The sequence below is a fragment of the Acinetobacter sp. USHLN143 genome (assembly GCF_037145695.1).
In the GTDB taxonomy this organism is placed as follows: domain Bacteria; phylum Pseudomonadota; class Gammaproteobacteria; order Pseudomonadales; family Moraxellaceae; genus Acinetobacter; species Acinetobacter fasciculus.
Genome location: NZ_JBBCWZ010000002.1, coordinates 111,821 through 131,411, shown reverse-complemented (window position 1 = coordinate 131,411; position 19,591 = coordinate 111,821). Strand labels below are relative to the sequence as shown.

Below are 19,591 nucleotides of genomic sequence, written 5' to 3'. Positions count from 1 at the left end.
TGATAACCGCTATGCGTGGACAAAGATAGGTGATGTTCATGCGGTTGATGCAATAAGATTAAAACGAGTTAATGTCATGGGGTGTTTGCTTTCAACGGGGAAACTGGTGACAAGCTGTTTACAAGAGTCAGTGACAAGTACTTGGTTTTATGCCTATTTAACTGGAATAGCTCAACAAGTAAAACAGACGTATAACCTTCCATTGGTTCTTATTGTTGATAATGCCTCGATTCATAGAAGTAAAAAGATGGCTGATTACAGAGAGCTACTTAAAACTAACTTTTCGACGAATCTGTATTTTATTCCAGCTTATAGCCCTGAGTTAAATCGAATCGAGATGGTATGGAAGCAGATGAAATATTATTGGCGAGATTTTCAAGTCATGACAGCTGACAAAATAGAGCAATGGGTGGAGAAAGTATCAAACCAATTCGGAAAAGAATACATGTTTACTTTTTAATGACAACTTAGTGAATGTATTTCCATTACATGTCAGCCTAATTGGAATTTAAAAAAATTAATACAGTCAATTTTAAATAAAGCTGGATGTAAAATAATTTCTAATGTTGAAAAAACTATTGGAGGTGAAATTGGTGCTGAAGCTGAATTACCAAGTATTTTAAAAGTTAGTATTAAATTAAGTAGTGAGAAAAAGTATAATGAAGAAAATACCTGCATACTTGATTTAGATGATATAAATCAAGTGATTGACTTACTTAAAAAAATTAATTTCGAGAAATATATAATTTTAGAAGACTTTCATTACCTACAACCAGAAACACAAAAATCTTTTGCTTATGCACTCAAAGCATTTCAAGATAATTCTAATATTACATTTATTATAATTGGAATTTGGTTAGAAAAAGATAGACTAACTGTTTTAAATGGGGAACTAAGTGGGAGAATTCAATCAATAAATGCAGACTATTGGTCAGCTACAGATCTTACAAAAGTCTTTGAAAATAGTGAGCGCCTATTAAACGTTAAGTTCAACTCTGCTTTCAAAAACCTTCTAATTGAATTATGCCGAGGAAGTATTTTTATCTTTCAACAAATTTGTGCTGAAGCATGTACACAAAGTGGAATATATAAAACTCAACCTGAAATTAAACATGTTGGAATGGGATTTGATGTCTATTCTGAAATAAAGAATATTCTAAGTGTTCAAAACTCCCGCTATGAGAAATTTCTTACAGAATTTAGTGGGGGCTTTGGGGACACTGAATCTCAACCATATAAAATGATTATAATAGGTTTAATTATTGCCGAAGAAAAAGACTTGAATCGAGGTATTTATACACAAGCGTTATTACGTTTAATAAAAGACTATTTAGTTAAAAAAATATCTTTACCCCAAATGTCCGTATTTTTATCTCGAATAATTGAATTACAAACAAAAATTGATATAAAACCAACTGTAATTGAATATAATTCAAATGCAAAACAGATCCAAATCGTGGATAAAGCTTTCGTAATTTGGAGAGCATTCCAAGAAAAAGATGACTTATTAGAACTGTTAGATGAAACTTTAAGCATCTGACTTTCACCTTCTGAATTTTCCAAGTACAATACCCCGCTAGTCGAGGGATGCTGCGACGTTTTACAGGTACTAAATGTAAAATCGCTAGGCTCGACCATCGGTCAGATATTCGTTCTGATCAACAACGGCATCCGCGAACAGAACGATCCAATCTATTTTTTCCTAGGAGATCCTGATGAACGCGGTTACTGCTTCATTTACAGATTACAAAGTTGCTGATATTTCACTTGCTGATTACGGCCGTAAAGAAATTAAACTTGCAGAAGCTGAAATGCCAGCCCTAATGGGTCTGCGTAAACGCTATGCCTCTGCTAAACCACTTGCTGGCGCTAAAATCTTGGGTTGTATCCACATGACAATCCAAACCGCTGTTCTTATTGAAACACTGGTTGAATTAGGCGCTGAAGTTCGTTGGACTTCATGTAACATTTTTTCGACTCAAGACCATGCTGCTGCTGCAATCGCTGCTGCGGGCATTCCTGTATTTGCCTGGAAAGGTGAAACTGAAGAAGAATACATGTGGTGTCTTGAACAACAAATCAATGTAAATGGCACGCCTTGGGATGCTAACATGATTCTTGACGATGGCGGTGATTTAACGCTACTTGTTCATGAAAAATACCCAGAAGTGATTGCAAGAATTCACGGTGTAACTGAAGAAACAACGACAGGTGTTCAACGTCTGTACGAAATGCTTCGTGATGGCACTTTAAAAGTTCCTGCGATCAACGTAAACGACTCAGTAACGAAATCTAAAAACGACAACAAATACGGTTGCCGCCACTCACTGAACGATGCAATCAAACGTGGTACAGATATGCTTCTATCTGGCCGTCGTGCACTTGTGATCGGTTACGGTGACGTAGGTAAAGGTTCTGCGCAATCACTTCGTCAAGAAGGCATGATTGTACGCGTAACTGAAGTTGATCCAATCTGTGCAATGCAAGCATGCATGGACGGTTACGAAGTTGTATCTCCATACAAAAATGGCGTGCAAACTGGTAAGAAAGAAGACATCAATGTTGACCTTCTTCAAAACACTGACCTGATCGTGACTACAACGGGTAACTACCACGTTTGTGATTCAGCAATGCTTGATTCATTAAAAGCGGGTGCTGTTGTATGTAATATTGGTCACTTCGATACTGAAATTGATACAGCTTACCTACGTGGCTACAAGTGGGTTGAAGTTAAACCTCAAGTACACCAAGTGTATCGTTCAGAAAATGAAAATGATTACCTGATCCTTCTTTCTGAAGGCCGTTTGGTGAACCTGGGTAATGCGACTGGTCACCCATCACGTATTATGGATGGTTCATTTGCCAACCAGGTATTGGGTCAAATGCATTTATTCGCTGAGAAATTTGCTGATCTTCCAGAATCTGAAAAAGCTGCACAAATTCGTGTAGAGCTTCTTCCTAAGAAATTAGATGAAGAGGTTGCTGCTGCGATGGTTGCTGGTTTCGGTGGTGTCTTGACTCAACTGACTCAAGAACAAGCGGATTACTTAGGTGTTCAAGTTGAAGGTCCATTCAAGTCGGATGCTTATAAATACTAATTTTTGTTTTTACCTCTCCCTAGCCCTCTCCTAAAAGGAGAGGGAAACTTCTATTGTGAAAATAGTTAGAGGGTAAGTTTTAAAGACTTTAACTATCGTAATGGAAGTCCCTTCTCCCTTTGGGAGAAGGTTAGGATGAGGGCAATCCAAAATTACAAGTATTTATAAAAAGGATTTGAACATGTCTAAACAGATTCCAATTTCATTTGAATTCTTCCCGACCAAAACTGATGTAGGTGCGGGAAAACTCAAAGTTGTGCATCAAGAGCTACAACTCTTAAATCCAGAGTTCTTCTCTGTGACCTATGGTGCTGGCGGTTCGACCCGTGAACGCACCCTGTCTACCATCAATGACTTTAATGGCAAAGGCGCACCTGTCGCCCCTCACCTGTCTTGTATTGGCGATGATAAGGCACGTATTGCAGAACTTCTAGACCTGTACAAATCTCAAGGTATTGACCGCATTGTTGCCCTGCGTGGTGACTTGCCTTCTGGTCAGGTCGGTTTGGGTGAATTACCTTATGCAGCTGATCTGGTTCGCTTTATCCGTGAACATTCAGGCGATCATTTCAAGATTGAAGTCGCAGCTTATCCGGAAATGCATCCTCAGGCTGAAAGCTTTGACAAAGACATTCAGCACTTTGTTGATAAAGTTAATGCGGGTGCCAATGCGGCATTAACCCAGTTCTTCTTCAATCCAGATGCTTATTTCTACTTTGTAGATCGCATCCAGAAAGCAGGAATCGATATTCCAGTTGCGCCAGGCATCATGCCAATTACCAATGCCAGCAACCTGATTCGCTTTGCTGATGGTACCGGCGCTGAGATTCCACGCTGGATTCGCAAGCAACTGGCAACCTATGGTGACGATACTGCTAGCATTAAAGCCTTTGGCCATGAAGTTGTGGTTAAATTCTGTGAGCGTCTGCTTGCAGGTGGTGCGCCAAGCTTGCATTTCTACACCATGAACACTACTGACCCGACCCGTCAGCTGGTCACCGATCTTGGTTTAGCTTAAGCCTTTTATTTCACCGATTTTTTGAGTAGAACGATCAATGCCACGTTTTTATATAGATGCTGATTTAACTGTTGATGTCAGCCTTGAGCTTACGGAAACTGTATTTCATCATTGGGTAAAAGTTTTACGCGCGCAAGTCGGTGAAAGCGCGACCCTGTTCAATGGACAGGGTGGCGAATATGACGTGACTTTAACCGAAGTTGCTAAAAAATCAGCCACCGTCTCGGTCAATACATTTAGTCCTGCCAATCGCACACCCAAGTTTCAGGCTTTACTCGGTCAAGTAATGAGTAAAGGCGACCGCATGGATTATGCGATTCAGAAAGCAGTCGAACTGGGCGTTTCCGAAATTCAGCTGCTGACTTCGGATCGTTGTGAAATGCGTTTAAAGTATGATCGCGACCAGAAAAAACTAGATCACTGGCAAGGCATTGCTATTGCGGCTTGTGAACAATGTGGTCTGAATATTGTGCCTAAAATTTTAGCGCCCATATCACTTGAAAAATGGCTGGATACTGAACTACCCAACACCAAACTGGTTTTGGCACCCAATAAAGATGAAACAGATGTACTGGCAGAGGCGACCTTGGATCTTGTCCTATTGATCGGCCCTGAGGGTGGCCTGAGTGAGGCGGAAATTAGTACCGCAAATCAAAAAGGTTTTCTTAACTGGTGTATCGGCGAGCGCGTCCTGCGTACCGAAACTGCTCCTGTTGTTGCCCTGTCAATTTTAAATTATGTGCTTTAGTTCATCGGATGAGTAAAAATTTGTCTTTAATTTTGTTGATTTTTATTTTTAAGACATCTAATCTCGACTAAAGAATAACAAATACTTATTAATTGATTTCACACATTTCCTGGGGTTTTTATAACAACAATGCACAAGGACGAAAACCGTTTAGGATGAATACAGGCATTGAATCACATGGTTGATAATCAGGACGACTATATTCAACAGCATTTACATGATGCTCAGATTGCGAACACGCTTCGTCATAGTCGCTATTTTTTGCTCAGTATAATGGTGATCTGCCTTTATATTTTTTGTATTTATCACATTCAATATAGCCCGTCTAATACGTATTTTAATACCTGGTTTATTCTGACAGAATTTCTGGTCAGCATGTGTTGGCTGGTAAGTACGCTGTATTTTAAACCTGAACAATATAACCAGAAAAGTGCACATCGCTGGTTACAGATACAGAGTCTGGCTGTTGGCATCAGTATCGCGGCAGGTATTTTTACGATTTATTATTATTTGCCACAGGCCAATCCTGCATTTGAAGATATTGAAGCACTGACCTTGTCTGCCTTGTTGCTGATTGTTACCCAAGCTTTCGGTTTAACCTACCTGACCCAGAAACTCAGTTATTTCTGCCTGGCATTTCTACCTTCTTTACTGCCCTTTTTACTGTCGCAAATTTATCATATAGGTCATTCCAATCCGTTCTTTGCGCTTGCCTTAAATTTCGCCATGATTGTGATTTTGCTGTGCGCGACGAGTAGTTATCGAATTCACAGCCGCACCTCACGTCTGTATGCGGAAAATGATATTCTGGTGAAAAATGCAGAACAGCAAGTACACTGGACTGATGAACTGTGTCAGCAACTCAAAACTGAAGTCAATAAATCTAAAGATATTGAACTGCAATTACAGCTTAGCAATCAATTGCTGGAGCAAAAGGTACGGGAACGTACCTATGATATTGAACAGATCAATCATGACCTGAAAAATCAGCAGCAGAATCTGGAACTTGCACATGAAATTGCTGGTATTCGGCCATGGGACTGGAATATTCAAGAGCGCAGCATCACCTTAACCAATCATAAAGACGAAAAGATTCTGCGCGATTCCAAAGATCACCATCTGCAATTACAGTATCTGATTCACCCTGAAGATCTGGACTATTTTAAGCGCAATATGAAACAGCATCTGCGTGGCCAGATTGAACGCTATGATGCTACTTACCGAATCAAGCTCAGTGAAGGTGGCTGGAGTTGGGTGCATGATATTGGCCGGGTGATCAGTCGTGATCCTAAAAATAAAAAACCCTTGCGCATGGTCGGGATCCGTCGTGATATCCAGCAGGAACGTCTGTCTCAAGAACGTTTAAAGCTGGTGGCCAGTGTACTGGAACAGGCTGCGGAAGGCATTTTCATTCTGAATCCTGATTTGGATTATATCGATGTCAATCCTCACTACGAATACCTGAGCGGTTTTGAGCGTGACCAGATCATCGGTAAATCCTTATTTGATATTGCGGTGCAAAATAAATCCCAGCAACGTACTTTTCAGGCCAATATTGTCAAACAGATTCAAAAGATTGGCTCTTATGATGGAGAGGTCTATGCCAAATTTCTGTCTGGCAAAGAGTCGACCTTATGGCTGCATATTAATGCCGTGACTGATGATGAAGGCCGGATTACCCATTATATTGGCATTGTCTCGGATCTGACTGAACGTAAATTACAGGAACAGCGCCTGTCCTATCTGGAAAATTATGACACGCTGACCGACTTACCAAACCGCTTCTACTATAACTATCAGCTACATCAATATCTGGTTTCGCAAAAAGACTCTATTAAAGAGATGGCTGTGATTCGACTTAACATCGACCGTTTCCGGCCATTAAATGAATACCTGTCCAATAACGGCGGTGATGAACTTTTACGCCAGGTGGCGCAGCGGCTGCGGATGACCAATGCAGAAGCGCTATTTGTGGCACATCTAAATGGTGATGATTTTGCGATTCTCTATGAAATCTCACATATTCGCCCTTCAGTTCAACACCATTGTGAACGCATCGCTCAGGCCTTTAGCAGACCATTCAATATTTACGGTCAGGATCATGTGATTACCCTGTCCATGGGCGTGGCATTCTATCCTGATCATGGCCGTCAGCTGGATTATTTAAATAACTGCGCCGAACAGGCATTGAATGAAGCCAAAAATCTCGGTGGCAACACCATTCACTTTTATTCCAGTGAAAATCATTCATTACAGAACAAAGGAGTTTTTCTGGAACGGGATTTGCGTAAAGCGATCCAGAATAATGAGCTGATTGTCTATTATCAGCCTAAAATCAATTTTAGCGATCAAAGCATTTATGGCTTTGAAGCGCTGATTCGCTGGAACCATCCAGAAAAAGGCATTATTGCACCAGGCCTATTTATACCGTTAGCGGAACAGACCAGCCTGATTTCAGACATTGGCCGTCTAGTGATCCAGCAGGCCGCTAAACAGATTCGCCAATGGAATGATCTGGGCTTTAATCATATTTGTGTATCAGTCAATATCGTGGCGCAGCAATTGCGCCGTGGTCAATTGCTCGATGATCTGGATCAGGCCATTGCAGACAACCAGATTTCTGGCGCCAGCCTGGAGCTGGAAATTACCGAATCTTCTTTAATTGAAAATTCGGAAGCGGTCAAAAACCTGCTGAATGAAATCAAACAGCGACATATTCATATTGCCGTAGATGATTTCGGCACAGGTTATTCTTCCCTCTCCTATCTTACTGATTTCCCGATTGATACCTTAAAAATTGATCGCAGTTTTGTTTGCAAGATTGGGGAAAACAAGCAGGCAGCCATTGTCAGTGCCATGGTGGCCATGGGTAAAGCCATGGGCATGACCGTGGTCGCGGAAGGCATCGAGACCGAAGAGCAGCTAGAATATTTACGTGATTTAGACTGTGATATTGCCCAAGGCTACTTATTTTCCAAACCGCTTCCTGAGCAGGATGCAACCGCTTATTTAGTGCGAGACAAGACGCATCAGACTTATATACCCCAAGTCTAAGTCCATACCCCACCACAATAAGTTTGTTGGAAAAACGGCCGTCTTTGTCTGTCCGAACTGGCTAACAAATGGTATATTCAGGAACATAAATAAATTCTTTGCCCGCTGACCGGGTAATCTTTACAACGATCGAGAGACTGATGGACGAACAATCTTTAAAGCAACAGGCCCTTTACTATCACGAGTTTCCTACCCCGGGGAAAATCAGCGTTACACCAAGCAAACAATTGGTCAACCAACGTGACTTGGCCCTTGCTTACTCGCCTGGCGTAGCTGCACCATGTCTTGAGATTGAACGCGATCCTTCAACTGCTGCATTGTATACGGCTCGTGGCAACCTGGTTGCTGTAGTGACCAACGGTACTGCCGTGCTTGGCTTGGGTAATATTGGTCCTTTGGCTTCTAAACCAGTGATGGAAGGTAAAGGCGTATTATTCAAAAAATTCGCTGGCGTTGATGTATTCGATATCGAAATTGCTGAAAATGATCCAGACAAAATTGTGGATATTGTCGCTGCATTAGAACCGACTTTTGGCGGGATTAACCTTGAAGATATCAAGGCGCCAGAGTGTTTCTATATCGAGCAAAAATTGCGTGAACGCATGAATATTCCAGTATTCCATGATGATCAGCACGGTACTTCGATTATTGTCGGTTCTGCGCTCCTCAACGCGTTACAAATCAACGGTAAAAAAATTGAAGACATCAAGATCGTGGCTTCAGGCGCGGGTGCTGCTGCACTGTCTTGTTTAAATCTGCTTTGCGCTCTGGGTGCTAAAAAAGAGAACATCATCGTTGCCGATTCACGCGGTCTGCTGACTACACATCGCGAAGGCCTGGATGAATCTAAGAAAGCCTATGTACAAGACATTGAAGCTACTCAGCTTGGTGACGTGATTTCAGGTGCAGACATGTTCCTTGGTCTTTCTGCTGCGGGCATTTTGACCAAAGAAATGGTCAAGGTCATGGCTGAAGATCCGATCATCTTTGCCTTGGCGAACCCGGATCCAGAAATTCTGCCTGAACATGCGCATGAAGTTCGTGATGACGTGATCATGGCGACTGGTCGTTCTGACTATCCGAACCAGGTGAATAACGCACTGTGCTTCCCGTACATCTTCCGTGGTGCGCTGGACGTTGGCGCAACCACCATTAACGAAGAAATGAAAATTGCCTGTGTCCACGCGATCGCGCGTATGGCACACGTTGAGGCTGATGCGGCGACTTATGGTGAAAAATCAGCATCATTTGGCCGTGAATACCTGATTCCGGGTCCACTGGATCAACGCTTGATCCTAGAGATTGCCCCTGCTGTTGCACAAGCAGCCATGGATTCGGGCGTGGCAACACGTCCAATCACAGATTTCTCGCATTATCGTCAACGTTTGTCTGAGTTTGTCTACAACTCTGCATTCATGATGAAACCAATTTTTGAACAGGCTAAATCTGATCCTAAACGTATTGCCTATGCGGAAGGTGAAGACCTGCGTGTACTTCGCGCAGTTCAAATCGCGGTAGATGATGGTTTGGCAATTCCAATTTTAGTGGGTCGTCCAGCTGTAATTGAAGCCAACATCAAAAAGTTGGGCCTACGTCTTGAAGATGGCGTGAATATCACGATTGTTGATCAGGAAAAGAACCCGAACTATGAAATGTTTGCAGATGATTACTACAACATCATGCAGCGCAAGGGTGTAACGCCTGAATACGCACAGCGTGAAGCACGTCGCCGCTCTACCCTGATCGCAGCGATGCTTGTGAAACATGGCATGGCAGATGGTATGCTGTGTGGTACGTATTCAAGCTATGACATTCACCTGGACTTCGTCAGCAACATCATTGGCAAGAAAGATGGTCATAATACCTTCTTTACCCTAAATGCCTTGATGCTTGAAGACCGTAACTTGTTCATTGCCGATACCTATGTCAACACCAATCCAACAGCTGAACAGCTGGCTGAAATGACCATTCTGGCCGCTGAAGAAGTTCGCCGTTTTGGTATGACACCACGTATTGCCCTGCTGTCTCACTCAAGTTTCGGTTCAGACCAGCATGATGCCAGCGCGCAAAAAATGCGTAAGGTATATGACATCCTGTCTGAAATTGCGCCTGAGCTGGAAGTTGAAGGTGAAATGCACGGTGATGCTGCTCTGGATGAAAACATTCGTCAGTTTGCATTCCCGAATTCACGTTTCAAAGGCTCTGCAAACTTGCTGATCATGCCAAATCTGGATGCTGCCAATATCTCGTTTAACCTGTTAAAGGCAACTTCAGGCAACAACGTAACGATTGGTCCAATTCTGTTGGGTGCTGCGAAACCTGTCCACATTTTGACGCCGACTGCGACCACGCGCCGTGTGATCAACATGACTGCACTGACTGTTGCTGAAATCCAGCAAGCAGAACAAGATGCACTTTAAGCCAATGACAAGATAACGACGCATCAGCCTCGTTTCTTAACTTGAGAAAACCTCTATTCTGTAGCATGATGCTTGTAAGAATAGAGGTTTTTTCATGCAAGTTTATTTAGTAGGCGGCGCAGTTCGAGATCATTTGCTCGGACACCCCTATCACGAAAAAGATTATGTAGTCGTTGGTGCAACCCCCGCGCAAATGCTTGACTTAGGCTATCAGCCCGTAGGCAAAGATTTCCCTGTTTTTCTACATCCCCAAACAAAAGAAGAATATGCACTGGCGCGTACCGAACGTAAATCTAGCGCCGGTTATCATGGTTTTGAGTTTTATACCGATGTCAGCGTTACGCTAGAGCAGGATCTGATTCGTCGCGATCTGACCATTAATGCCATGGCCATGGATGATGCCGGCCAGGTTTATGACCCTTATGGCGGTCAACAGGATCTGGAAAACCGGATTCTACGTCATGTTTCCGATGCCTTTATCGAAGATCCATTGCGCGTACTGCGAATAGCCCGTTTTGCTGCCCGTTATACGAGTGCAGGTTTTGTGATTGCCGATGAAACTTTGGCGTTAATGCAACGCTTGACTGAATCGGGTGAATTAAATGCATTGACACCGGAACGTGTATGGAAAGAAACTTCGCGTGCATTATCGGAACGTCATGCTGATGTGTATTTTGAAGTATTACGTCAATGTGGTGCTTTAAAGGTACTCTTCCCTGAGATTGATGCCTTATATGGCATTCCACAGCGCCCTGAATATCATCCGGAAATTGACTGTGGCATTCACACGATGATGTCCTTGCAGCAGGCGTGTCGTCAAAATTATAGTCTGGATGTACGTTTTGCCGTTTTAGTGCATGATTTAGGCAAGGCTTTGACGCCGCTTGAAGAATTACCGCGACATATCATGCATGAAGAGCGAGGCATCAAGCCAGTGAATGACCTGTGTGACCGTTTAAAAGTGCCGACGTATACCAAGCAGCTGGCTTTGGCTGTGTGCAAAGAGCATCTGAAATGCCATCAGGCCTTCAATCTTAAGCCGGGAACCTTATGGCGATTATTGCAACGTCTGGATGTGTTACGTCGCCCTGAACGTGTCGAAGCTTTTGTACAGGCCTGTGAATGTGATTCACGTGGCCGTCTAGGTCTGGAAGATCGTGCTTATCCACAAGCCCAATACGTCCTTGATGCAATGCAGACCGTACGTGCCATCAAGGCACAAGACCTGCCTGCCGATATTCAGGGACCGGATATTGGCGAAATGCTGATTGAACGACGGATTCAGGCACTTGGTGAGCTTAAAGCACAACAAACCGCAACAATTGAATAATAAAAAAAGCACCTTCGGGTGCTTTTTTTATAGCTTAATTTCTCTTTATCAAAAAAGGAATTAAAACTATCTAATTCGCTGGATCAGGAAATATCTGCCGGAAAAGTAATCACCTTTTCCAGTTTCATTTGATTAGTTGCAATCATCAATAAACGGTCAATTCCCAAGGCAATCCCTGAACATTCCGGCATCTTCGGTAAAGCCGCCAGTAAATATTCATCGATGGGCATGACATGCAAGCTAAGTTTGGCTCGTTCAGCATTATCTGCCTCAAAGCGCGAACGTAATACGTCAGCATCAATCAGTTCATCATAAGCATTGGCCAATTCTAAACCTTCGATATACAGCTCAAAACGTGCGGCGACCAGTTCACCCTCTTCATCGATTCGGGTTTTGGCCAAAGAAGCCATTTCAGGGGGGAAATCGGTCAGGAATACTGCGGTATCAAACCCCAGACTCGGTTCAACCATATGTGAAAATAACAAGTCGATATAGCCAAGACGGTCATTTCCCAGATCCAGATTAAGACCAACGCGGCGGCAGCAGTCTTTCAGTTCCTGCAAAGTTGCCTGAAGCGGATTGAGATCCAGACGATCCATAAAAGCGTGTTTATAACTCAGAATAGTCGGACGGATTTCACCAAAACGTGCTTTCAAAGTCACATTCAGCAAATCCGATACTTCAAACATCAGATCTTTTAAGCTAAATCCCGGGCGATACCATTCCAGCATGGTGAATTCGCTATTGTGCTTGCGTCCATGCTCATCATTGCGGAAGACCTTACAGATTTGGTAAATGGGTCCACTACCACTGGCCAATAAGCGCTTCATAGCAAATTCGGGTGAGGTCTGCAAATAATGCGTATTCAGTTTACCCAGCACATGGCGCTGTGCCTGTACCGAGGCTAAATGCACATCGGTCACACCGGCTTGAGACAAAATCGGTGTTTCCACCTCTAATACATCCCGCTCAGCGAAAAATTGACGGATTTGACGATATAAGGTCGCCCGTGCACGCATGGCTTGAAGGTCACAAGTGGGTTGATACGTCATCGTCATGCCTTCGGCCCACCATGTGCTGCCCACTCACGACGCAGCGGATAGGTTTTACGTAAATGATCAAATGCCTGCTGATCGATTTTGCCTTCTTTGAGACAGGCACGTAGATTGGCATCATCACGAGCAATGTCATAAATTTGGGATAAATGCTGTTGCAATGCCATTTTTAAATCCTGCCCCTGAAAAAACTGCTCACAGATAGGCAGCTGGGTTTCAAACTGTTTATTAGCTGCAAAACCGAAAGTTTGACAAAAAGCCTCATAGATCATCTGGGTACCACGTGCCTTGCCTTCTAGGCTATAGCCGGCAATATGCGGAGTCACCAAGGTGACCAGATCCAGAAGTTCTGCTGAAATCACCGGCTCATGCTCAAAAACATCCAAAATCGCGGTGCGATGTGTCGCCTGTATATCCTGGATCAGCGCGGCCTCTTCAATAACAGGCCCACGTGCTGAATTAATCAGGATTGCGTCAGGCTGCATTTGTGCCAATGCAGCAGCATTGAATAAATGATAAGTCGGATATGCGCCTGTTGTAGTTAAAGGGACATGAATCGAAATTGCATCCGCCTGCTGTAATAATTCATGAAATTCAACTTGATCAACCTGCTCTCTTTTCACCAAAGGATCATAGCCAATCACGCGCCAGCCCAAGAGCTTCGCCATGTAGACCAGTCGGGTTCCAACATTACCCAAACCGACAATACCCAAGGTAAATGTCGCATTGGCATCGAGTAATTCAGGACGCACCTGCAATAACGCGGTAATCACATATTCAGCCACTGCTTGCGCATTACAGCCGGCCGCATTACTCCATTGAATCCCATGCTGTTCTAATGCAGCAATATCCAAATGATCTGTGCCAATGGTGGCACTACCCACAAATTTAATCGAACTATTCTGTAGCAGTACTTCATTGACCTGAGTCACTGAACGTACCAACAGGCTATCGGCATCTTTGACATCATCTGCGCTTAAGGTTCGCCCTGCACGATGTTGAATATCACCAAATTCGGAAAAGAAATAATCGGTAAATGCCAGATTTTCATCTGCGACAATTTTCATAATGAGATCCATATGATGCTTGGACGTATGATAGCGCGTTGACGCCTCTGACTCTATATTTGGCCGATACGTCCATTTTTCAAGATTTTATGAATTAAGTTCAGGACTGAAGAATTTAATATTCAAGATCTGCAGCCTAAAAAGAAAAACCCCAATCTTTCGACTGGGGTTTTTAAAATTTGGCGGAAGCGGTGAGATTCGAACTCACGGAGGACTCACACCCTCGTCGGTTTTCAAGACCGGTGCATTAAACCGCTCTGCCACGCTTCCTTGGCCGCCATCATATAAATAAATTAGATTTTTGGCAATAAAATTTAGCGAAACTTCTATAAAAAGCAGCTTATTCAGCTAAAAATCATCCGAAATCAAAGCCAATCTGAGTATTTTCATTCAAAGATTTTAGTATTGCAATGATCTTGAGTTGAATTTAACTCAGTAGAGAATGATGAGAGAAATAATCACATTCAGCATCAAGTAGATCAACAACTGAAAAAATATTGAGACATAAAAAAACCCAGTCAAATAGACTGGGTTTTTAAAATTTGGCGGAAGCGGTGAGATTCGAACTCACGGAGGACTCACACCCTCGTCGGTTTTCAAGACCGGTGCATTAAACCGCTCTGCCACGCTTCCATGGCCGACATGATATAAACAAAAATCACGCTTGGCAAATATTTTTATACTTTCACTGCATCAACTGCACAAAATAAAATCAATTCCATTAATCTGCTGAATTTTCTGACTTTTCATAACGAATTGAATTGATGAACCAGAGTTTTTTGCCGGAGGGGGTCAATACCTCGGCCTCATCATCGACCTGCTTGCCCAATAACGCGCGTGCCATCGGTGAACTGATCGATATATGCTGCGGATGATGATCATAAATTTCATCTACACCAACAATGCGTAAAGTTTTTTGTTCGCCTTCTTCGTTTTCAATTTCTACCCAAGCACCAAAATAAACCTTACCCTCCTGCTCCGGGGAAAAATCGATGATTTTCAGTTCTTCGAGGCGCTTGCCGAGATACCTGACCCGTCGATCAATTTTACGCAAAATTTGCTTGTTATATTGGTAGTCTGCGTTTTCAGAACGGTCGCCGAGACTGGCTGCCCAGTTCACTTTTTTGGTAATTTCAGGACGCTCTTCATGCCAGAGATTCTTAAGTTCTGCCACCAATTTATCGTGTCCAGCACGGGTGATTAAGTTGGATTTCATACGTCTTGCTGATCATATTTTCAGTGTTTTAACTTACAAACAGCTTATTTTATTTACCATTTTAACACAATGGCAAAATTCCAAAAAAATTAACTTTATATTTCAGTATCTTAAAATTATTTTTAAAAATAATTTGTGTACAAAATTTGACAATCGTTTTTTAGATCATTAATATGCCAGCAACTTCCGGAAATGCTTACTTTTTAATCTATGTAGTTTTTCTACATAATTATCTTTAAATCTCTTGTCATTTTGAATGACGTCATGACTGCCCAACCCTTATTGAATTTATCAAACTGTTAAAATTTCTGGCTTTATTGGCTGTGATTTTTAGGGCATAAATTACTTGTAGCGGAGACAACATGCACAGTAGTTCATCCACTGGGTCGAGGCTTTGCCTAAGATCTGTAATTTCTTCTCTCCCTTTGAAAGCACTTGTACTGAGCACTGCATTTATTCCCCTACACAGTATCAATGCAAGTAAGACCACACTTCAGTTTGATCATGTGGTCAATAGCAATAAGTTGACCGTGGTTGCGGTTGAAAATCCGACTACCGTATTCCAGGATGGACAACATCTGCATGGCTTCGGTTATGATCTGGTTCGTAACTATGCTAACAATCTGAATGTAAAACTCGATTTTAAAATCGTTCCTGATAATCAGACTGCCCTACAGTGGGTTGCTCAGGGTAAAGCCAATCTGGCTATGACGACTACTGATATACGCACCATTGAAAACAAGCGTTTGACGTCGTTCTCGGCCACTTGTGGCGATGAATCAATTCTGTCGAGTAATGGCTTGAATACCAATTTAAATCTGGTGTTTAAATCTGCTACAGATCCTTTGAGCCAGACGGCCAGTGCTTTTGTCTGCAAAGGCAAACAAAGTGGTGCCATTAAGCAGCTTGCTTCATTTTATAATCAGAATGTCGTGAAAGAGGAATCTTGGACCACCATTCAACGTGATTTGAACAACCGTCTGCCGATCTATGAAGCGAGTTTTAAACAGACAGCGCAGCAGTATGATCTGGATTGGCATTTACTGGCGGCCATTGGTTATCAGGAATCTTATCTGAAACCGAATTCAGTTTCTCCGACGGGTGTGCGTGGTTTGATGATGCTGACCAACAGTACAGCCAAAGCAATGGGCGTGAGTAACCGTACTGATCCGGCTCAAAGCATTCAGGGTGGTGCCAAGTATTATGATCAAATGCTTAGTCGCTATGATCATATTCCTTTTCCAGATCGAAACTGGTTTGCACTGGTGGCTTATAATATGGGCCCAGGTGCAGTGAATCAGTTGCAAAAGCGCATTCAGTCGCAAGGCAAGAACCCGAATAACTGGGTGAATTTATATGCCTATCTGGATCAAAATAAAGCCAATAATGGTCGCTACCGTCAAGCGGTACAATATGTGACCCGTATTCGTGCTTATCTGGAGCATATCAAGACCACACCACAATTGGTGAATATCTAAGCTGAAACCTTAGCGTTAATCAAAATGCCATAAAAAAAGCTTACCTCAGGGTAAGCTTTTTTGGTCTTCATTCAGGCTAATGTCTTAGCAGAATTAAGCCGTAGTATTTTCAAGCACTTTCTTGAACAAATCTTTTTGTTCCTGACTTGGCTTTGCAGTTTGAAGTGCCATCAATTGTGACATATCACCCTGTACTTTGATTTTGCCGGTCATGAAGGCCTGCATCGCAGCAGCCATATCAAATTCCAGGAAAACTTTACGTAGAGTTTCGCCATCCATATTCAGCGTGGTTTTGGCATTTGAAGACAAACCTTTCTTGATTGCCCCACCATCTAAAGATAGTTCAGTATTACCTGTAGTGTCCGCTACAACCAAATTAATCGCAAGGTTCGCCAAAGCTGGTGGCAAATTCAAATCGCCAGCTTGCGCAGTTAGAGTTTCTACAGTTGAAAACCAATCATCAGTTAAAAAAGCAGGCATGATCTTTCCTCAAATTATTTGTTCATTTGTGTCGACTATCCAGACGACATCATGTTGAAGCTATTATGCTTGTGCTTTGTTATATCATGATCATTAGCGCAAAGGCTAAAGAATTTTGTACGCGCCGTTCAATTTTTGTAGTTCTATTTTTATTTATGTTTATAAGCAGACATCAACCCGCAGGCTGATGTCTACACGTTCTAAAATTAGTCTGCAGCAAAGCCCAGATTGACCATATTGATCCGACGGTTCTCGCCTTCCACAGCTTCTTCAGTTGAATCACCGCCTTTGAAGTCGAATTCACGCTGACTGTCCAGCACTTCAAAATCAAATAATTCACGATCGACCAGCTGCGATGGCGAAACATTTTGCAATGCGCCAAAAATGCTGTGCAGACGTTTTGGATGTGCTTTATCCCAATCACGTAACATGTCATTGATAATTGCGCGCTGCAGGTTGTCCTGAGAGCCACATAAATTACATGGAATAATTGGAAATTGACGCATTTCTGCATATTTGATGATGTCTTTTTCTTCCACATAGGCCAGTGGGCGAATCAGAATGTTCTTTTTGTCTGAAGACAACAGTTTTGGTGGCATAGCTTTCAAGCTGCCGCCATGGAACAGGTTCAGGAAGAAAGTCGCCAGGATATCATCACGATGATGGCCTAAAGCAACTTTGGTCGCGCCAATTTCCTGCGCAAAACCGTATAAAGAACCACGACGCAAACGCGAACAGACTGCACAATAGGTTTTGCCTTCTGGCGTCAGTTTTTTGGTAATGCTGTAGGTGTCTTTTTCCAGAATGTAATACGGAATGTTATTTTCTTCTAAATAACGCGGTAGAACATCTTCAGGGAAGCCTGGCTGTTTCTGATCCAGATTCACAGCCACTACATCGAAATTGATCGGTGCGATGCGCTTGAACTGTAGCAGGATATCCAACAGGGTATAACTGTCTTTACCACCAGAAATACACACCATGACCTTATCGCCTTCTTCAATCATCTTGAAGTCACGAATGGCATGTCCGACCTGGCGGCGAAGCTTCTTCAACAAACGGTAGTAGGCTGAGCTTGTTGGCAGTTCAGGTTTGAAATTAAATCCTTGTTCGGACTCAACTGGCGAGTACATAGACGAGATTAACCCATAAAAAAAATACCGCGCAATTTTAGCCGATTCGGACCGCTATCGCATCAAAAGAATTTATTTTCATGAAAATGTCTTATTAGTTTCATTTTCATGTTTTATTTAGATTGATATATTGAACGATTGCGTTCATTTTTTAGTCAAGATGCTTATCTTTTGGACTTTTCCACAGTTGTCCACAAAAGCTGTGGATAACTTTGTGGATTGAAACAGACTTGACAACTTGTCCGGCTCAAAAGATAAGGCTTTTCTTTGAATTGATCATTTTTTGATCAATTTAATTATTAATAAAAATCAAATAGTTAACCCTGTCAAGCCTAAGGTTTTAAATTAAATCATATTTTTTTTTCTATCGCTAAAATGTAAAAAATGACTTGCATTTACAAACTCGTTTATAAATGCAGCGCACAAGTCTTTTCATTCCGTAATTTTTTGTTAAACTCTTTATTAAATTTTTCTCGCTTGTGTTTACTTAATATAAACAATGAAAATAAATGTGTATGTTTTGGGGGGTTATGGGATCAGTGGTTTGCTATTAGCAAGCTGTTGTCATTTTGCTTATGCTGGTCAAACGATCTATCAATTACGCGACAGTAATGGTAGTACTTTATTGACCAATAAGAAAAGTCGCTATAATCACCTGCAGGTAGAAAAGAAAACTTATTATCCCGACAGCAATATTCATAGTTATAGTAACTGGGGCTCGAGTGAAGCTTCCGTGTTACCTAGCTATAGTAAAAATAAAAATGCCTATGACTCGATCATCCGTCAGGCAGCACAAACCTATGGCGTGTCTGAAGGCTTGATTAAAGCTGTGATGCATACCGAATCCGGTTTTAATGTACAGGCACGCTCTCCAGTCGGTGCACAGGGCTTAATGCAACTCATGCCGGCGACTGCCCGTCGTTTTAATGTCAGCAACGCTTATGACCCGCAGCAGAATATTATGGCAGGTGCCAAATATCTGGCCTGGTTATTGAAACGCTTTAATGGCAATACCACTTTGGCACTGGCAGGCTATAATGCCGGTGAAGGTAATGTTGCCAAATATAAGGGCGTGCCACCGTTTCGTGAAACTCAGGACTATGTCCGTCGTGTCAGCAGCCGTTATCAGAACTTATATGCCCAAGGAATTGGCAATGCTAGTGCTGCCTATACAGCATCTTCTGGTACTGGCCGTGTGATTGCCAGTTCTGACAATTATTCGACTGAAACCACCACAGCTTCCTATATTCAGGCTGCTAAGTATCAGCGTCAGATCATTGCTCAAGCGGATGGCAGTTTCACCGATGCACCGGCAGGCTCTTATGCCACCGCGAATGCGTCAGCATCTGCAAAAATATATTTGAGTGAATAATTCCTAAACAGCTTTGTTTTTAAAGACCTATGTTTTAATTCGTACAAAAAATATCCTGTGTTTTTTGTAGCCAAATGCTATTTTTTCCTTGAATTCTTCTCGATTTCACCGCATATTGATTT

At 42.4% G+C, this 19,591-nt stretch carries 15 protein-coding genes and 2 tRNA genes; 10 read left to right on the top strand and 7 right to left on the bottom strand.

The genetic code is table 11. The annotated features are described in order from the left end of the window. Positions 1–52 precede the first annotated feature (52 nt). From WFH18_RS01615 to WFH18_RS01580, 8 genes are all read left to right on the top strand, one after another. Entirely contained in the window at positions 53–460 is a 408-nt protein-coding gene (locus WFH18_RS01615; protein WP_262442965.1) for a transposase, read from the top strand. A 243-nt stretch (positions 461–703) separates the two neighbouring features. Next, the gene (locus WFH18_RS01610; RefSeq protein ID WP_164542758.1) at positions 704–1,540 is read left to right on the top strand and encodes a hypothetical protein; all 837 of its coding nucleotides are present in this window, start codon (positions 704–706) and stop codon (positions 1,538–1,540) included. A gap of 175 nt (positions 1,541–1,715) precedes the next feature. Continuing rightward, positions 1,716–3,098, top strand: coding sequence for an adenosylhomocysteinase (gene ahcY, locus WFH18_RS01605; protein ID WP_164542757.1), 1,383 nt, complete (start codon positions 1,716–1,718; stop codon positions 3,096–3,098). Between the two features lie 181 nt (positions 3,099–3,279). After that, on the top strand, positions 3,280–4,116 hold the full coding sequence (gene metF, locus WFH18_RS01600; protein ID WP_164542756.1) for a methylenetetrahydrofolate reductase [NAD(P)H]: 837 nt from the start codon (positions 3,280–3,282) through the stop codon (positions 4,114–4,116). Between the two features lie 37 nt (positions 4,117–4,153). Continuing rightward, the gene (locus WFH18_RS01595) at positions 4,154–4,864 is read left to right on the top strand and encodes a 16S rRNA (uracil(1498)-N(3))-methyltransferase (protein ID WP_004645734.1); all 711 of its coding nucleotides are present in this window, start codon (positions 4,154–4,156) and stop codon (positions 4,862–4,864) included. Positions 4,865–5,041: 177 nt separating this feature from the next. Then, complete coding sequence (locus WFH18_RS01590) at positions 5,042–7,918, top strand: putative bifunctional diguanylate cyclase/phosphodiesterase (RefSeq protein ID WP_005265842.1); 2,877 nt, start codon at positions 5,042–5,044, stop codon at positions 7,916–7,918. 140 nt (positions 7,919–8,058) lie between these two features. Beyond that, on the top strand, positions 8,059–10,338 hold the full coding sequence (locus WFH18_RS01585; protein WP_004645736.1) for an NADP-dependent malic enzyme: 2,280 nt from the start codon (positions 8,059–8,061) through the stop codon (positions 10,336–10,338). Positions 10,339–10,432: 94 nt separating this feature from the next. After that, positions 10,433–11,668, top strand: coding sequence for a multifunctional CCA addition/repair protein (locus WFH18_RS01580; protein ID WP_164542755.1), 1,236 nt, complete (start codon positions 10,433–10,435; stop codon positions 11,666–11,668). Between the two features lie 83 nt (positions 11,669–11,751). Here WFH18_RS01580 and epmA read toward each other — a convergent pair whose 3' ends face one another. The 5 genes from epmA to greB form a co-directional block, all read right to left on the bottom strand. Further along, on the bottom strand, positions 11,752–12,726 hold the full coding sequence (epmA, locus tag WFH18_RS01575; protein WP_164542754.1) for an EF-P lysine aminoacylase EpmA: 975 nt from the start codon (positions 12,724–12,726) through the stop codon (positions 11,752–11,754). Further along, positions 12,723–13,790 (bottom strand): 4-phosphoerythronate dehydrogenase, encoded by a 1,068-nt coding sequence (locus WFH18_RS01570; RefSeq protein ID WP_164542753.1) that lies wholly within the window; start codon positions 13,788–13,790, stop codon positions 12,723–12,725. Before WFH18_RS01570 ends, epmA begins: the two co-directional genes overlap by 4 nt. A 180-nt stretch (positions 13,791–13,970) precedes the next feature. After that, a tRNA-Ser gene (locus tag WFH18_RS01565) sits at positions 13,971–14,060 on the bottom strand. Between the two features lie 273 nt (positions 14,061–14,333). Further along, positions 14,334–14,423, bottom strand: a tRNA-Ser gene (locus WFH18_RS01560). Between the two features lie 88 nt (positions 14,424–14,511). Further along, the gene (greB, locus tag WFH18_RS01555; protein ID WP_004280533.1) at positions 14,512–15,006 is read right to left on the bottom strand and encodes a transcription elongation factor GreB; all 495 of its coding nucleotides are present in this window, start codon (positions 15,004–15,006) and stop codon (positions 14,512–14,514) included. A gap of 362 nt (positions 15,007–15,368) precedes the next feature. On the opposite strand from greB, the gene WFH18_RS01550 reads away from it, so the two are divergent. After that, entirely contained in the window at positions 15,369–16,484 is a 1,116-nt protein-coding gene (locus WFH18_RS01550) for a transglycosylase SLT domain-containing protein (protein ID WP_004280534.1), read from the top strand. Positions 16,485–16,577: 93 nt separating this feature from the next. Here WFH18_RS01550 and WFH18_RS01545 read toward each other — a convergent pair whose 3' ends face one another. Next, positions 16,578–16,964, bottom strand: a complete 387-nt coding sequence (locus WFH18_RS01545) for an SCP2 sterol-binding domain-containing protein (RefSeq protein WP_004280536.1) — start codon at positions 16,962–16,964, stop codon at positions 16,578–16,580. Positions 16,965–17,170: 206 nt separating this feature from the next. After that, on the bottom strand, positions 17,171–18,097 hold the full coding sequence (gene ttcA / locus WFH18_RS01540; protein ID WP_004280538.1) for a tRNA 2-thiocytidine(32) synthetase TtcA: 927 nt from the start codon (positions 18,095–18,097) through the stop codon (positions 17,171–17,173). Between the two features lie 499 nt (positions 18,098–18,596). On the opposite strand from ttcA, the gene WFH18_RS01535 reads away from it, so the two are divergent. Next, complete coding sequence (locus WFH18_RS01535; protein ID WP_005263523.1) at positions 18,597–19,469, top strand: lytic transglycosylase domain-containing protein; 873 nt, start codon at positions 18,597–18,599, stop codon at positions 19,467–19,469. The last annotated feature ends 122 nt before the right edge of the window (positions 19,470–19,591 follow it).

Coding starts and splice junctions, on each gene's coding strand:
- WFH18_RS01550 (WP_004280534.1), top strand. CDS start 15,369: ATGCACAGTAGTTCATCCACTGGGTCGAGGCTTTGCCTAAGATCTGTA.
- ahcY (WP_164542757.1), top strand. CDS start 1,716: ATGAACGCGGTTACTGCTTCATTTACAGATTACAAAGTTGCTGATATT.
- WFH18_RS01590 (WP_005265842.1), top strand. CDS start 5,042: ATGGTTGATAATCAGGACGACTATATTCAACAGCATTTACATGATGCT.
- metF (WP_164542756.1), top strand. CDS start 3,280: ATGTCTAAACAGATTCCAATTTCATTTGAATTCTTCCCGACCAAAACT.
- WFH18_RS01545 (WP_004280536.1), bottom strand. CDS start 16,964: ATGCCTGCTTTTTTAACTGATGATTGGTTTTCAACTGTAGAAACTCTA.
- WFH18_RS01580 (WP_164542755.1), top strand. CDS start 10,433: ATGCAAGTTTATTTAGTAGGCGGCGCAGTTCGAGATCATTTGCTCGGA.
- epmA (WP_164542754.1), bottom strand. CDS start 12,726: ATGACGATGACGTATCAACCCACTTGTGACCTTCAAGCCATGCGTGCA.
- WFH18_RS01535 (WP_005263523.1), top strand. CDS start 18,597: ATGAAAATAAATGTGTATGTTTTGGGGGGTTATGGGATCAGTGGTTTG.
- ttcA (WP_004280538.1), bottom strand. CDS start 18,097: ATGTACTCGCCAGTTGAGTCCGAACAAGGATTTAATTTCAAACCTGAA.
- greB (WP_004280533.1), bottom strand. CDS start 15,006: ATGAAATCCAACTTAATCACCCGTGCTGGACACGATAAATTGGTGGCA.
- WFH18_RS01570 (WP_164542753.1), bottom strand. CDS start 13,790: ATGAAAATTGTCGCAGATGAAAATCTGGCATTTACCGATTATTTCTTT.
- WFH18_RS01595 (WP_004645734.1), top strand. CDS start 4,154: ATGCCACGTTTTTATATAGATGCTGATTTAACTGTTGATGTCAGCCTT.
- WFH18_RS01585 (WP_004645736.1), top strand. CDS start 8,059: ATGGACGAACAATCTTTAAAGCAACAGGCCCTTTACTATCACGAGTTT.